11 protein-coding genes and 1 pseudogene are annotated in these 14,513 nt (G+C 41.5%); 7 read left to right on the forward strand and 5 right to left on the reverse strand.

Annotated features, from left to right (window positions below; all coding sequences use genetic code 11):
- The first annotated feature begins 97 nt into the window (after positions 1–97).
- From ABIC84_RS03685 to ABIC84_RS03700, 4 genes are all read left to right on the forward strand, one after another.
- Positions 98–1,462 (forward strand): hypothetical protein, encoded by a 1,365-nt coding sequence (locus ABIC84_RS03685; RefSeq protein WP_429262702.1) that lies wholly within the window; start codon positions 98–100, stop codon positions 1,460–1,462.
- Positions 1,463–1,490: 28 nt separating this feature from the next.
- Complete coding sequence (locus ABIC84_RS03690; RefSeq protein WP_426587397.1) at positions 1,491–2,369, forward strand: universal stress protein; 879 nt, start codon at positions 1,491–1,493, stop codon at positions 2,367–2,369.
- A gap of 359 nt (positions 2,370–2,728) precedes the next feature.
- A complete protein-coding gene (locus tag ABIC84_RS03695; RefSeq protein ID WP_429262703.1) occupies positions 2,729–3,460 on the forward strand; it encodes a TIGR00730 family Rossman fold protein in 732 nt (243 codons plus the stop codon).
- 28 nt (positions 3,461–3,488) lie between these two features.
- On the forward strand, positions 3,489–4,676 hold the full coding sequence (locus ABIC84_RS03700) for a PAS domain-containing sensor histidine kinase (protein WP_429262704.1): 1,188 nt from the start codon (positions 3,489–3,491) through the stop codon (positions 4,674–4,676).
- A gap of 90 nt (positions 4,677–4,766) precedes the next feature.
- Here the strand turns inward: ABIC84_RS03700 and ABIC84_RS03705 are convergent, their stop codons facing one another.
- Entirely contained in the window at positions 4,767–5,627 is an 861-nt protein-coding gene (locus tag ABIC84_RS03705; RefSeq protein ID WP_429262705.1) for a universal stress protein, read from the reverse strand.
- A gap of 223 nt (positions 5,628–5,850) precedes the next feature.
- Here ABIC84_RS03705 and ABIC84_RS03710 point away from each other — a divergent pair, with 223 nt between their 5' ends.
- The 3 genes from ABIC84_RS03710 (at position 5,851) to ABIC84_RS03720 (ending at position 9,568) form a co-directional block, all read left to right on the forward strand.
- Positions 5,851–6,282, forward strand: coding sequence for an Hsp20/alpha crystallin family protein (locus ABIC84_RS03710; protein ID WP_429262706.1), 432 nt, complete (start codon positions 5,851–5,853; stop codon positions 6,280–6,282).
- Between the two features lie 79 nt (positions 6,283–6,361).
- Positions 6,362–6,946: an HdeD family acid-resistance protein gene (locus ABIC84_RS03715; RefSeq protein WP_429262707.1), complete on the forward strand. Its 585-nt coding sequence runs from the start codon at positions 6,362–6,364 to the stop codon at positions 6,944–6,946.
- A 240-nt stretch (positions 6,947–7,186) separates the two neighbouring features.
- Positions 7,187–9,568 carry a phosphoketolase family protein gene (locus ABIC84_RS03720; protein WP_429262708.1) on the forward strand — a complete coding sequence of 794 codons (2,382 nt, stop codon included), beginning with the start codon at positions 7,187–7,189 and terminating at the stop codon, positions 9,566–9,568.
- A 243-nt stretch (positions 9,569–9,811) separates the two neighbouring features.
- Here the strand turns inward: ABIC84_RS03720 and ABIC84_RS03725 are convergent, their stop codons facing one another.
- The 4 genes and pseudogenes from ABIC84_RS03725 to ABIC84_RS03740 form a co-directional block, all read right to left on the reverse strand.
- Positions 9,812–10,195, reverse strand: a complete 384-nt coding sequence (locus ABIC84_RS03725) for a hypothetical protein (RefSeq protein WP_426587410.1) — start codon at positions 10,193–10,195, stop codon at positions 9,812–9,814.
- Between the two features lie 34 nt (positions 10,196–10,229).
- A complete protein-coding gene (locus ABIC84_RS03730) occupies positions 10,230–11,363 on the reverse strand; it encodes an efflux RND transporter periplasmic adaptor subunit (protein WP_429262709.1) in 1,134 nt (377 codons plus the stop codon).
- Between the two features lie 10 nt (positions 11,364–11,373).
- Positions 11,374–14,211, reverse strand: coding sequence for a CusA/CzcA family heavy metal efflux RND transporter (locus ABIC84_RS03735; RefSeq protein ID WP_429262710.1), 2,838 nt, complete (start codon positions 14,209–14,211; stop codon positions 11,374–11,376).
- A gap of 11 nt (positions 14,212–14,222) precedes the next feature.
- A pseudogene (locus ABIC84_RS03740) lies at positions 14,223–14,513 on the reverse strand (hypothetical protein); the annotation flags it as partial.

Genomic DNA, 14,513 nt, shown 5'->3' on the forward strand with positions numbered 1-14,513 from the left:
GAAACTGTTTTGAGTGTTCAGGATCAATTGGATAAATGACCGTCGTCACTAATTTAACCTGCCAGGCATTGCAATTTTACATCATAAAAACGATATTATGAAAACGGTTGAAATAAGCTTTGCCGCAAGTAAACAAACTCTTATTTGGCTGTTTGTTTTGTGCATTTTTTTTATGCCGGTAGGAGCCATGTCAAAAAGCTATGCACCAGGAAAAACCATTATTTGCAATACAACTGATACTTCGATCACAGCACAGATCGCCGGGCAATTAAATGATAAGGCATTGAATAATGGTTTGTATTTTCCTGTTTCAGCCAAGCGGTTTTACGAAAAACGGGCTTTTGCTCCGGTATGGACAGTGGAACAAAAAGATCAAAATAAAACATGGGCTGCCATGCTCCTGATTGATTGTGTGTTGCAATTTGGTTTAAGGCACGAAGATTATCATCCTAAAGAGTTGCAGTATACCACGTTGCACACCATCCTCGAACAACCCGGTAAAGTAAGCAACAAGCAAAAGGCCCGGTTTGAGATATTCCTCACCGACGCTATGCTCGCTTTTATGAATAACCTGCATTTCGGCAAACTGAACCCATATTATCCGCCAGCAAAAATTGATAAGGCAACCATTAATGGCTTTAAGAGCGAAGAAATATTAACTAATGCGCTCAAATTACCTGCCTTTATGGACGCAGTAGTAAAAGTGCAACCTTTAAACAGAGAGTACGCAATATTTCAACATCAGTTACATTTGATTAAAGGGCTATATGAGGGAGACTGCTATGAAACGCCGGAAGCCGATGTGAGAAAAATTGCTGTGAATATGGAGCGGCTACGGTGGGCCGAAATAAACGATAGTACTTATATCCAGATTAATATTCCAACTTATACATTAAAATTAGTTCTGCCGGATACAACGTTTAATTTCAAAATAGTTGTAGGGTCTCCTGCTACACCAACACCCTTAATGGTAAGTACGCTTACAGATTTTGCTACCGGAACAGGCGCTGTAAATCCCAAAACTAATCAGAGAGACAAAATGATTCCGTATAATCTGTTTTTTAAACAAAAAACAGGCAATCAAAAAAATGGTACTTACATCTATTTCATGCCCGGCAATAAGGCAGGTATAGAGTTGTTGGGTTTATCTGACAAGAATTTATTCAAGAAGCAAAAAAGAGCGACGAGTAACGGGGCAATAAGAATTGAGCGGGGAGAAGAACTTGCCAAATTGTTATTAACTACAGCCGGAAATAAAACAGACATAAAATCCATGCACCGAGCCCTGATGGATCGGGAAATTAAAGTTTTTCAACTTAAAAAGCCTGTCCCAATCAGGATCACTTATATCACTACTGCTATTGTGGATGGCCAGATTGTAAAATATGAAGATGTATATAACCTTGACAGTAAGGTTGAAAATCAGCTTTATAGCCTTAAACCCGTCAATAAAACAAAGTGAGCGGTTTTAATTATGATTTTGAAAAATTATGAAAACGATTTTAGTTCCAACAGATTTTTCGGCGCAGGCAAAAAATGCGGCAAGTTATGCGGTAAATATTGCGCAAATTATCAGAGCAGGCGTAATATTATGCCATGCTATAAAAGTACCTGACGAATCACCGATGGCAAATCAGGTGGCCTGGCCCCTCGAAGATTATAATTCCCTCAAAGAAGAGACAACGCAGGAACTGCAAAGCTTGTCGGCTGCATTATTGCATGACATCCACTTAGGTGAAGCGGTCGGCAATCGGGAGTTTATAAACACACGTAGTGCTACAGGTGATGTGGTGGATGTAATCAGAAACGTGGTAGAAGAGCAAAAATGCGTTATGGTGGTTATGGGCATGTCGGGAGCCGGGGCCATAAGCAGGTTTTTCTTGGGTAGCAATACACAGGACGTGATCAATAGAGCTTCCTTCCCGGTTTTGCTGATCCCGGCAAATGCTCATTTTCATCCCATATTTAAAATCGCTTTCGCTACAGATCTGAACGATAACGACATTGAGCTAATTCATTCGGTAGCAAGCCTGGCCTATTATTTTAATGCCGAATTATTAATAGCACATATTACCGATGATAAAATTGAAGAGGGAGATGATAAGCGTAAAGTAGACGATTTTTTGAAGGAGGTGACCTGCAAAGCCAATTACGCTAAAGTTTATTACAGACATATAAAAAGTGTAGATGTAATGCATGGCCTCGACTGGCTAAGCGAACATGGCACAGCTGATATGCTTGTTATGGTGCACCGTAAAGTAAATTCGCTTGAAAAGCTTTTTGGCATCAGTTATACCCAAAAACTTTCACATCATATAGAGATTCCGTTGCTGGTTCTGCCTGAGGGATTATCTGCCGTACATTTTTAGTGTTTTTTAGACCGTGAATTAGGATCGAAAACTTTTACTCAGCAGGGATATATTATAAAATCTCACGCACATCTTAACAGGCGCTTTGCAGCCTCAAAAAAGCAACATGAAGTCATATTAATAATGGCCGGTAATATATGGTAAGCCCACTGTTTGTTCTGTCAATTTGTAAGCCTACCGAGACGTATGGAATCGTTAATAAACCTGATGACCTGATTAATTTAACATGTAACGTCACTAATGGTGAAATTGAAGAGTTTAATGCCAATTGCTATCAAAGAGAGGGCGTAGGCATGTATTCAATGTTGCGGCAGGTTAAATGGAATAAAGATAAAGCTTTGTTTTAATTATAATTAGTGATGTCTAAAGAGAGCAATAAATCTGAGATCGCATTCCTGGAGGGTCCCCATTCGCGATTTGAAGAGCTTCGTTTTACGGTCGAAACAATGTGGGAATTTATAAAAGGATTCCGTGCATTACATTTTATTGGCCCCTGCATTACGGTATTTGGTTCGGCCAGATTTAAGGATGACCATCCTTATTATGAACTGACCCGGAAAGCTGCTGCCGAATTTGCGAAACTCGGTTTTACAATTATGACAGGGGGAGGGCCTGGACTAATGGAAGCGGCTAATAGGGGAGCTAAGGACGTTGGTGGCCGGTCTGTTGCCTGTAATATCCAGCTTCCTGTAGAGCAGAAGCCTAACCGATACCTCGATAAATGGGTTTACATGAAACATTTTTTTGTAAGGAAGGTGTTATTGGTCAAATACTCTTTTGCCTTTGTTGTTATGCCTGGGGGATACGGTACAATGGACGAATATTTTGAAGCGCTTACCCTGATCCAAACACACAAGATAAAGGACTTCCCGGTGATTATTTTCGGTAAAGAATACTATTGCAAACTTGTTGAACATATCGATCTCATGAAGGCTAATGGAACAATAGGGCCTGGTGATATGAAGTTGTATTTGATAACTGATAACATAGAAGAAGCCGTTAGTTTAATTTCCGAAAAGTGCATCAAAACGTTTGGGCTAAAGCCGGCAAAGCCAATCACCCCTATAAAGTGGCTTTTGGAACACATTTAATAGTTTTATTATCAATATCGCTATCAATATGAATGATCTGAATTTCTTAAAAGCCGTTATACAGCATGTGATAGATGGTATTATTATAATTGATAAAACCGGACAGATCATTTATGCCAATCCAGCTGCTGACGAATTGTTTGGATATCAGTCGGGTGAACTGTGCAGTTTGAATGTTGACTATTTAATGCCCGTACAGGCACGCATATCACACAACCGCAGTATAGATGTTTATAAAGAAACAGGTTATGCGAAGATAATTAACAAAGGCCGGGAGATTGTAGCATTACGAAAAGACGGAAGTTCCTTCCCTGCAAGACTTTCAGTAAGTGAGGTTTTATTTAAGCAGCAAGCGGTTTACGCAGGTGTAATTCATGACCTTAGCCTCGAAAAAGAAATTGAAGAACAGCAAAGGCAATATACTTCAGAGCTCGAGACAATTGTAGAAAAGCGTACAACCTTCCTGAAGAATATCGTCCAGACGCTTGAACAGGCAAAAGAAGAAGTAAACGCCTCTTTGAATAAAGAGAAAGAGGTTAATAAAATGAAAACCCGTTTTGTATCGATAGCTTCACATGAATTCAGGACCCCTCTTAGCCGCATTCAGTTATCTGCATCGCTGATAGAAAGGTATTTTGAAAGGCTGGACAAGGGCAAAATATTCGAGCATCTTGCTAAAATTAAAGGAGCTGTGACAGATCTTACCGGTATCCTGAATGATTTTTTGTCAATCGAACGCATCGAGTCCGGCAGTGTAAATATCCATCGTGTAATCTTTAACCTGGGAGCTCTGATAAAAGAAATAGCTGCGGAGATGTCATTGCTGAAGAAGGCCAATCAGCAAATTATTGTTAATGACGATATCGACACTATCGATGTAATGCTTGATAATCAATTGATCAGGCATTGTCTTATTAATCTCATTTCTAATGCTATTAAATATTCCGGGGAAGACGGTATAATCAATATAAATGCCCAGCTTGTAAAAGGCACCTGCACCATTAGTATACGGGACAATGGTATGGGAATTCCAACCGACGATTGTGATAGTATATTTCAGCCATTTTTCAGGGCCGGTAATACAACTGACATAGAAGGGACCGGCCTGGGGCTTAACATTGTGAAGCGATATGTTGAGCTGATGAACGGAAGAATAGACTTTAATACAAGTCTGAGAAAAGGCACCGTGTTCGAAATGAAATTTCCGGTTCAATAAGCCGCTTCATGTAACTGATACCAATGGTCCATTCAAAGTATGGGTTGAACCCATTTTTGAATGGACCGCTTTTAATAAACTGAACCGGGTTTAAATAATAGTCGGGAAAATGAACAGCGGCAATTTGAGATCGCTAAGAGCTTCTTTGGTAGTGCTGTGTTCAAAATAACGCCTGAAAAAAGAATGCTGTTGATGAACTACCGCGAGAAGATCGGGTTTTTCTTCAGCGCAATGACGGTGTAGCCGGTCCGCAACTTCGCGGCCTCCGAGGTCCTTAAACGAAATATCGTCGTACTCGAATTTGGCAATATGTTTTTGGAAAGCTTCTTCCTTTTCAATTTGCTGTTTCTTATCTTTTACCGGCTGGTTTACATGTACTACTTCAATACTGAAATTGAAGATCTTTCCCAGGCCAATTAGGAAATGGAGTGGCGCAATATCCGCTTCATCGAAGGTGGTCGCGAACACTACCTTTTTAATATTGTTAACACTGGTATTGGCTGGTACAACCAATACCGGGCGTTGTGTGTGTTGAATTATTTTATTGGTTTCGCTACCGAAAAACAAGTGTTCGATAGAGGTACCTGACGGGGCCCCCATCGTTATAAACATAATTTGGTTTTCATCAAGTATTTGTTTGAGATTATCTTTCAGGTTACCGTCACCGCTTAAGCCTTTAAGCGTTGGCTTTCGTTCGGTTTTATCAATCCCATCTGCAATGTATTGTAGTGTATTTAATTGATGATCAAGTTTTTTCTTTGTTTCGGTAGTGGCTAAAAAAAACTCTTCTTCTACGTAGGGCCCTCCTGAGAAAGTGGATGCTACCGCTATGGTTTCATAGTTATGATACAAAAGTACGTTGGCATGCAGTTTACCTGCCAGTAGTACAGCCGAATTTGCAGCGTTTGATGAATTATCGGAAAAATCGGTGAGTGCGAGGATAGTTTTCATGATAATGAATTGAGTTTTTAAGTAACTGATTTGATTACACAAATATTCACATCTCACTCCTCATTATAAATGACCGTGATCATGACTGAGCTTGACTTTAAACATGAATAGTTAAATGCAGCTTGCATTTAATGCTCACAATCATAGCTCTTTGTGAGCACGGTCATGTGCGGTTGAATAATCCATTCCGAATTTTGATCCATAAACTTAAATATACAACGCTATGTCAACATTAGTAAAATCAAACAACATTCCCTCATTGCGTTCAATGATGGAGGATTTCTGGAACAACGACAATTTTTTCAATCATCCTTTCTTCAATCGGGAGCTATTGCCGGCGGTAAACATCCGTGATAAGAAAGAGAACTATGAACTTGAAGTTGCCGCCCCGGGTTTCAAGAAAGATGATTTCAATATCGGTATTGAAAATGGTTTGCTGACTATCAGCGCCGAAACCAGCGAGGAACATAATGAGGAAAAAGAGAATTACACCCGCAAAGAATTTTCAAGCAGTTCCTTTATCCGAAGTTTCAACTTACCCGAAGATGTGGATGATGACCACATTAAAGCAAATTACAAGAACGGGTTGCTGACTATTGATATTCGTAAAACAACCCCTGCTGTTGCAGAGAAAAAGAAAATTAACATTGACTGATCAACCACGTTGCGCCTGTACTTTGATTGTGCAGGTGCAACTTTTTCTTTGATCAAACGCCGCAAAAAAAAATCAAACTATGGAAGCTGTAGTTTATAACAGGGTAATTGTCCCGTCCAGGTATTGGATATTGATGCTTTTATCCGGTATCCTGCTTTGTGTTCTTGGCTTTTGGGTGATTTTATCGCCGCTGCAGTCGTATCTTTCACTTAGTATTACGTTTGCCGCAGGAATGATGATGACCGGCCTTTTTGAAACTGTTTTTGCAATGATAAGTATCCGGCATATTGAGCGCTGGGGGTGGCTGCTGGCAAGCGGGTTGATTGATTTAGCTATAGGTAGTTATTTGTTTACCTACCCAACAATAACCATGATGTTGCTTCCGATTATTGTTGGATTTTGGTTGCTTGTAAGAGGCATAATGGGGATAGGAAGCGCGCTTGATCTGCGTGCTTACGGTATCGGGAGTTGGGGCTGGATCATGTTTAATAGCTTGGTTATCATTTTCTTTTCAGTTGGCATTCTTGCTTATCCTGCTTTTGGTATCGCTAACCTGATCGTATGGACAGGAATGGCGTTTTTGGGAGCAGGTATTTTCAGAGTGGTTATTTCTTTTAAGGTTAGGCATATCATCAGTCTTTCTTCGGGTAAATCCAAAAGTTAACTAAATGCTGTTACTCATCAGAATTAGTGATGGCGGTCATGTTTTGAGGATCCCAGTCATTCGATATTTGTTGATAATGTTAAATCCCTGAATAATGAATCTTAACCAAAATAAGAATATATCTGTAAATTATTCAGGGGTAAACGTCTATATTATACCAACTGATGAGGAACTGATGATGGCGCGGATTGTGAATGAAATAAACCGCATTTTAAATTATTTAAAGCAATTAAAATGACAATGATAACTGATATCACATCAATCGATAACGCGCCGTTAACCGGTGAATGTTTGGAAAAATTAGATGCTTATTGGCGCGCAGCTAATTATTTGTCTGTCGGCCAGCTTTATCTCTGTGATAATCCGCTTTTGGAAGAGCCTTTAAAAATAGAACACGTCAAGAAAATGCAATTAGGCCACTGGGGTACCACCCCCGGGCAGAATTTTATTTATACGCACCTTAACCGGATCATTAACAGATATGATTTAAATATGCTTTATATTTCAGGACCCGGGCACGGCGGGCCTGCCGTAGCAGCAGGTACATACCTGGAAGGGACCTACAGCGAAGTTTATCCGGAAGTTAGCCAGGACCGTGCGGGGATGAAAAATTTGTTTAAACGGTTTTCATTTCCAGGTGGTGTATCCAGTCATGCCTCACCCCAAACGCCGGGATCAATGCATGAAGGAGGCGAACTTGGATATTCGTTAAGCCATGCATTTGGCGCTGTGCTGGATAATCCGGACCTCATTGCTGCTTGTGTTGTGGGCGATGGAGAAGCCGAAACCGGTCCGCTGGCAACTGCCTGGCATTCTAATAAGTTCCTGAACCCGATTACCGATGGCGCTGTATTACCAATTTTGCATTTGAACGGCTATAAGATTTCAAATCCTACGGTTTTAGCCCGCATTCCCCACATCGAGCTCGAACAATTATTTCATGGTTATGGCTACTTTCCTTTATTTGTCGAAGGTTCGGACCCCGAAATTATGCACCAGGCTATGGCCGCGGCCTTAGAACAAGCGGTACATTTTCTAAAGCAAATAAAATACAATGCCATAGAGCATCCAGGGCAGGAGCGACCAAAATGGCCGATGATCATATTAAATTCACCAAAAGGATGGACCGGCCCAAAGGTTGTTGATGGAAAGCAGATAGAGGGCACATTTCGCTCTCATCAAATACCGCTTACCGTTTCCGGGTCAAGCCCGGAGAGTCATTTGCAAATGCTCGAAATCTGGATGAAGAGTTACCGGCCCGAAGAATTATTTGATGCTAACGGCAGTTTAAAAAAAGAAATTGCAGAAATAGCGCCGAAAGGTAACCGAAGGATGGGAGCAAATGCGCACACAAATGGGGGGCTTTTGCTTAGAGAGTTGGTGCTTCCTGATTTTCAGAAATATGCAGTTAATGTTGACCATCCGGGTATCACAGGCGAAGGTGATGTGCATGTCACCGGTCGTTTCTTACGGGATATAATATCTCTTAATCCTCAAAATTTCAGAGTTTTCGGTCCCGATGAGACTGTCTCAAACAAGTTAGAGGCAATTTTTGAAACTACCAGCCGTCAGTGGAACACTAACATTAAAGTGAACGATGAATACCTTGCCCCAGAGGGGAGGGTAATGGAGATGCTCAGCGAGCATCAGTGCGAAGGTTGGCTCGAAGGGTATTTGCTAACCGGCAGGCACGGGCTATTCAATTGTTATGAGGCATTTATACATATCGTCGATTCGATGTTTAACCAGCACGCCAAATGGTTGAAAATGACGCGGGAGATACCATGGCGGAGAAAGATAGCATCCCTGAATATTCTGCTTACTTCAACCGTTTGGCGCCAGGACCATAATGGTTTTACCCATCAGGATCCGGGATTCATTGATCACGTCATTAATAAGAAATCAGAAATTGTGAGGGTTTATTTGCCGCCGGATTCTAACTGCCTTTTGTCGGTTATGGCTCATTGCCTGGGTAGCAAACATTATGTAAATGTTATGGTAGCAGGGAAGCATCCTTCTCCTCAATGGTTAAGTATGGATGAGGCTGTGGTTCATTGTTCAAGAGGCATTGGGGTATGGGACTGGGCAAGTAATGATCAGGACTGTGAGCCGGATATTGTGATGGCCTGTAGTGGCGATGTGCCTACATTAGAAACGCTGGCTGCTGTATCCATATTGCGTGAACATTTTCCTGATTTAAAGATAAGGGTTGTAAACGTTGTCGACTTGCTAAAGCTGGAAAGGCAATCCAGCCATCCACATGGCTTGAACGACCATGATTTTGATGCGCTTTTTACTATCAATAAACCCGTGATCTTCGCTTTTCATGGATACCCATGGCTTATTCACAGGCTTACTTATAATCGGACCAACAATAACAATATTCATGTAAGAGGTTACAAAGAAGAAGGCACAATAACGACATCCTTTGACATGACCGTGCTTAACGAAATGGATAGGTTTCATCTCGTCATGGACGTAATCGATCGATTGCCGCATTTGGGCAGTAAAGGTTTATATCTTAAACAAAACCTAATGGACAAATTGGTTGAGCACAAACAATACATCAATGTTAATGGTGAGGATATGCCCGAAATCAGAAATTGGCGGTGGAAAGCTTGAAAGGTGAAATTTTCGAAGGCCAGAAGTTGTACGTATGCTTAATCTAATCACTATGATAACCAGGTAATTATTGCGGATCCTGATTCAAATAAATATGCAGATCGGGACATAATGTAATTCCCTGTACCCCAAAAGCCACACTGCAAAAACCGACCTGCAGTACTTAGCAATTTATCCTATTACGACAACGGGGCCGGGTGAAACAGAAAATGCCAAGAGGCATTTTCTGTTTCCGGACTTAATTTAACGAAGGGGGAGTAGTATCTGATAATTACTTTCGTCCCGGTAACGCTTTCTCACTGTGACATCAGTGTCTGCTGCTACCGTTTTATGGGCGGGCTTCAAAAAAACAGATGCAGTAAAGTGATATTGCCCGGGGGGTAATTGCCTAAAAGTTGCACTTCCATCAATAGCGGAAAGCTGCATTCCTTGATATCTAATGTTACCTGAGTTGTCTTTTTCAGGTATCCCGGCATAGTAATAAACAGGAATATCTGGCACGGGTTGTTGATTGTATTGTACCATAATATTAACATTTCCATTATATACAATAGCTTTTTCGCATGATGATAATATAGTGATGGCAACTACTAAAATGACTAATTTCATCATGATATTAGTTTTCATATTTGACAGGCCTTAGTTTAAACGCTATTTAATTTTATTCCGCCTTATTCTTCATCATCATTAATAATGAATACACACCTTTGGTCACAAAAACAGTGTTCGCGGTCATCGCTTTTGTGGGCAACAGTATTTCTGTAAAGCCGTTTTCACTTTCGCCTGTATTAACCTCGGTCATCTCAAACTGTCGGTTCCCGATAACTTTATAGATATACTGTTTACCTTCAAACTGAACAATGGCTTCGTTAGCTATGGCATATGCCTTAGTATTTTTTACTTGTACTTCTGCATTCATATAAGTACCCGGAACCAGTGTTTTATCGTAGGTTTCAAAATGGCAATGCACGTCTGCGTTCCTGTCGGCAGAAAGATCACGGCCAATCAGTAATATCTCGGCTTCGTGTTTTTTTGCCGGTTGGTTGTTGGTATAAGCCACCAGTTTTTGACCGATATATAATTTATCCAGATCTTTCTCATATACTTTCAGCGCCAGGTGTATATCTGTTGGGTTGACCAACTCGAACAGCACCTCCGTCGGGGACACATATTTGCCGATATTGACATTTACTTTAGATACAAAGCCGGTGATAGGAGAGTATATATTTACGCTCCTTGATATTTTTGAAGCGCTGATAGTTCGTACGTTGATACCAATGAGTTGTAATTTCTCAGCTAATGAGCTAATTAACACTTGCTGGCTGCGGTATTCGGCCTCGGCCTGCTGAAAAACCTTGTCACTGCTCGCTTTGCTTTGGTTAAGGTCTTTTTGGCGGTTATATTCATTTTCCAGGTATCCTATCCGGGCCTTTGCTGTAAGATAATCCTGTTGTAACTGGATATATTGCTGGTCCTCTATCATCGCTATGGCTTCACCTTTATTCACATGCATGCCCGGCAACAACTTGGTTGATTTTAAATACCCACCAAGGGGGACACTAATGGAAACCATATTTTGCGGCGGAACATCGATTTTTCCATTGAGTTTTAACACAGATGATATTTCCCTTTGCTCAAGCTTGCCTGTAAGTATCGATGCATTTTTTAGCTGCGCATCCGTCAGGGTTACGATGTTAGTATTCTCTGCTTTATCTGTATTATCTGTTGCCGGTTTTTTTTCGCCGCAGGCAGTTAGCAGGATAGTGATGACTGATAAATATATAATGGATTTCATGATCATATTTTTAGTTGTTTGAAAAATAGTTGAGTTGAATGATGGCCTCGTTAAGGTTGCGAACAGCATCCAGGTAATCATTTTTAATGGTAGTGGCCTGGTTAATCAGCTGTGTCCATTCCAGGTAGTTGATGTTTCCGGCGGCAATTTGCTGGTTGGCGGTAACGGTTATTAAAGCGGCATTTTTTAACGGCTTGCTTTCAAAATACTGAACCGTTTGCAGGTACTTGTGGTATTGAAAAACGGCAGATTGATAAGCTGTTGTCATGCTTTGAAGTTCCATAGCATAACTACTTTCGGCTATCTGTTTGTTTACTCTCGCGCTGTTGATCCGCGCCTTTTGCGCCCCGGCAAAAATAGGTATGCCGATACCCAATTGCACTGAGTTAAACCGGTTTGAGCCATTGTAAAGCTTATTATCGGCACCAATACCCTTGATGCTGGTATTGTTATATCCTATGGCCAGATCAGGCAAAAGTTTGCTCTTTTCCATGCGGATAGCGGCGTCTGCAATTTGCTGCTGCTGAGCTATTAGTTTTATTACCGGGTGGTTTTTCAAGGTCAAGGTGTCTGAGGCCAATATAACGGCTAATTTATAGTCGGATTTATCTGGGGTTAAGGGCTCTGTAGAATTAAGCAACAACTGGAATTGCAGTTGTATGATGGCCACATCTTCCTTTAACTGGCTTAGCTGCATCTGAACCTGTCCCAATAATGTTTCAGCACTTGTTTTTTCCAGTATATTGGCTTCGCCTTTGGCCAGCCGCAACTCGGCTTTTTTATAAAAGCTCAAATACAAGCTATCGGCATGCTGTAGTAACATTCGCTTGTTTTCCAAATATACCAGGGTGTTAAAAACCTGGCTAACCTGCTTTTTTAACAGCACCTCATTTACCGCGATATTCAGTATGCTGTTTTTCCAGTCTTCTTGCAAAAGTTCTTTCTGCCTGCTATAGACAGTCGGAAAGTTAAAAGACTGGGAAATACCGAATTTCGTATCGTTGTAGCTGCTGTTGATTTGTCCAACCTCCCCAAACAACGTAGCCTGCGAAATATTGGCTGATGTGCCGATCAGTACCTGCTGATACTTCGACTTTAACTGTTCATGTTTAACTTGTAAGTTGTTTTTTAAAGCAGTATCTATAGCGGCTTTAAGGGTGATGGGCGTTTGCGCCCCCGAGGTTTGGCTTAATACAGTTAGCAAAGTGATGGAAAGCACAGTGCCCGTTTTCTTCGATAGCACTGTTTTAAAGCCTTTTTCAAACATGATATATAAAACGGGCAATACAAACAAGGTGAGGAAAGTGGCGATCAGCAAGCCACCTATTACTACCGTAGCTAACGGCCTTTGTACTTCGGCACCGGCACCGTTACTGATAGCCATGGGAAAGAAACCCAGGGAAGCCACAAATGCTGTCATCAGTACCGGCCTTAGCCTTACCTTGGTGCCTGATAACACAATACGTTTCAAATTGGTCATACCTTCTTTTTTTAACCGGTTAAATTCCGATATCAATACAATACCGTTGAGCACGGCCACGCCAAACAGAGCGATAAAGCCAACACCTGCGCTGATGCTGAAAGGCATACCGCGCAAAGCAAGGAACAGGATGCCCCCGATAGCTGACAATGGAATTGCGGAGTAAATCAATAATCCGTGCTTAATGGAGTTGAAAGCAAAATAGAGTAGTAAGAAAATAAGCAGTAACGAAACCGGCACGGCTATCATCAGGCGCTGTTTGGCAGCATTCAGGTTTTCAAAGGCACCACCATAGGTTACATAATACCCCGCCGGGAATTTAAGTTGTTTATCTACCTTTGCCTGCAGCTCGTTTACGATTGTTTGTACGTCCCGGCCGCGCACATTAAAGCCAACTACGATACGGCGCTTGGCATCCTCGCGCTGTATTTGGTTGGGGCCGTCCTTGATTTGTACATCGGCCAGCTGATATAAAGGGATCTGTGTACCCCGCGGTGTTGGGATGAGTAAATTTTGAATATCCTTCAAGTCTTTTTTTTGCTCGCTGCTTATCCTGACCACTACTTCAAAGCGCTTTTCACCTTCAAACAGGGTTCCGGTGCTTTGCCCGGCAAGTGCTGTGTTAACCACCTTGTTAATATCGGCGATATTGAGGTTGTATTGTGCTATGGCATTGCGGTTATAATTAATGATAATCTGCGGCATGCCGGCAACTGCTTCCACAAACAGGTTTTTAGCGCCATCAACGGTATTGATGATCTTACCCAGTTTATTCGCATAAGCAGCGAGGGTATCCAGGTCTTCGCCGAATATTTTACAAACCACGTCCTGACGTGCACCGGTCATCAGTTCGTTAAAACGCATCTGAACCGGGTACTGAAAGCCTGCGGTAACACCCGGAACCGCTTGTAAGGCCTTACCCATTTTTTCAGACAATTCATTAAAGGTTTTAGCCGATGTCCACTCTTTCTTGGGTTTTAGGATCACCATCATATCGCTTGCATCCATCGGCATAGGATCGGTCGGCACTTCGCCGCTGCCTATTTTGGTCACCACCTTTTCAACTTCGGGGAATTGGCTTTTTAAGATGTGGGCGGCCTTTTGGGTATTGGTAATAGTAGTATTCAGGCTACTGCCGGTTAGCACCCGCGTATCAACCGCAAAATCACCTTCTTCCAGTGCAGGTATAAACTCACCGCCCAGTGTGGTTAAAATATAGGCTGAAAATATAAACAGACCGATAATAGTTAATAATGCAGCTTTGGGAACTGCAATTACCCCGCTTAATGTTTTTTGATATATTCTTTCAACCTTCGCCATTAACCTATCCGAAAAATTGGGCTTGTGCTTGATCTTCTTACTACCCATGACATAATAATTTAAGCAGGTACAAGTTCCCTATTTAATTCAAAGGCGAGTTTTTCTAATCGCCTTTGTTTCTGTTTCTTAATGATATTTTCATAGGCTTGCAGCCCTTTTTCCACAAAGTCGGCTCCTTTTACAATTAAACGCCAGTATTGAGCGGCCAGTTTTCTGGCTGTTGCTTTAATAGCTATTGCCGGACCTTTTCTGCCTCTTAATCTTCTTGCAAATGAACCCCAGCCGATATACTTGCTGTTCAATAATCCATGGGCCATTTGTTTGAATATTTGCCCGACGGCCGGTTTACC

The sequence above is a fragment of the Mucilaginibacter sp. 3215 genome (genome assembly GCF_050433785.1).
In the GTDB taxonomy this organism is placed as follows: Bacteria; Bacteroidota; Bacteroidia; order Sphingobacteriales; family Sphingobacteriaceae; genus Mucilaginibacter.

Bases quoted from the DNA above. Each gene is read 5' to 3' on its own strand.
- ABIC84_RS03685 (WP_429262702.1), top strand. From the start codon at position 98: ATGAAAACGGTTGAAATAAGCTTTGCCGCAAGTAAACAAACTCTTATT.
- ABIC84_RS03690 (WP_426587397.1), top strand. From the start codon at position 1,491: ATGAAAACGATTTTAGTTCCAACAGATTTTTCGGCGCAGGCAAAAAAT.
- ABIC84_RS03695 (WP_429262703.1), top strand. From the start codon at position 2,729: ATGTCTAAAGAGAGCAATAAATCTGAGATCGCATTCCTGGAGGGTCCC.
- ABIC84_RS03700 (WP_429262704.1), top strand. From the start codon at position 3,489: ATGAATGATCTGAATTTCTTAAAAGCCGTTATACAGCATGTGATAGAT.
- ABIC84_RS03705 (WP_429262705.1), bottom strand. From the start codon at position 5,627: ATGAAAACTATCCTCGCACTCACCGATTTTTCCGATAATTCATCAAAC.
- ABIC84_RS03710 (WP_429262706.1), top strand. From the start codon at position 5,851: ATGTCAACATTAGTAAAATCAAACAACATTCCCTCATTGCGTTCAATG.
- ABIC84_RS03715 (WP_429262707.1), top strand. From the start codon at position 6,362: ATGGAAGCTGTAGTTTATAACAGGGTAATTGTCCCGTCCAGGTATTGG.
- ABIC84_RS03720 (WP_429262708.1), top strand. From the start codon at position 7,187: ATGATAACTGATATCACATCAATCGATAACGCGCCGTTAACCGGTGAA.
- ABIC84_RS03725 (WP_426587410.1), bottom strand. From the start codon at position 10,195: ATGAAAACTAATATCATGATGAAATTAGTCATTTTAGTAGTTGCCATC.
- ABIC84_RS03730 (WP_429262709.1), bottom strand. From the start codon at position 11,363: ATGAAATCCATTATATATTTATCAGTCATCACTATCCTGCTAACTGCC.
- ABIC84_RS03735 (WP_429262710.1), bottom strand. From the start codon at position 14,211: ATGGGTAGTAAGAAGATCAAGCACAAGCCCAATTTTTCGGATAGGTTA.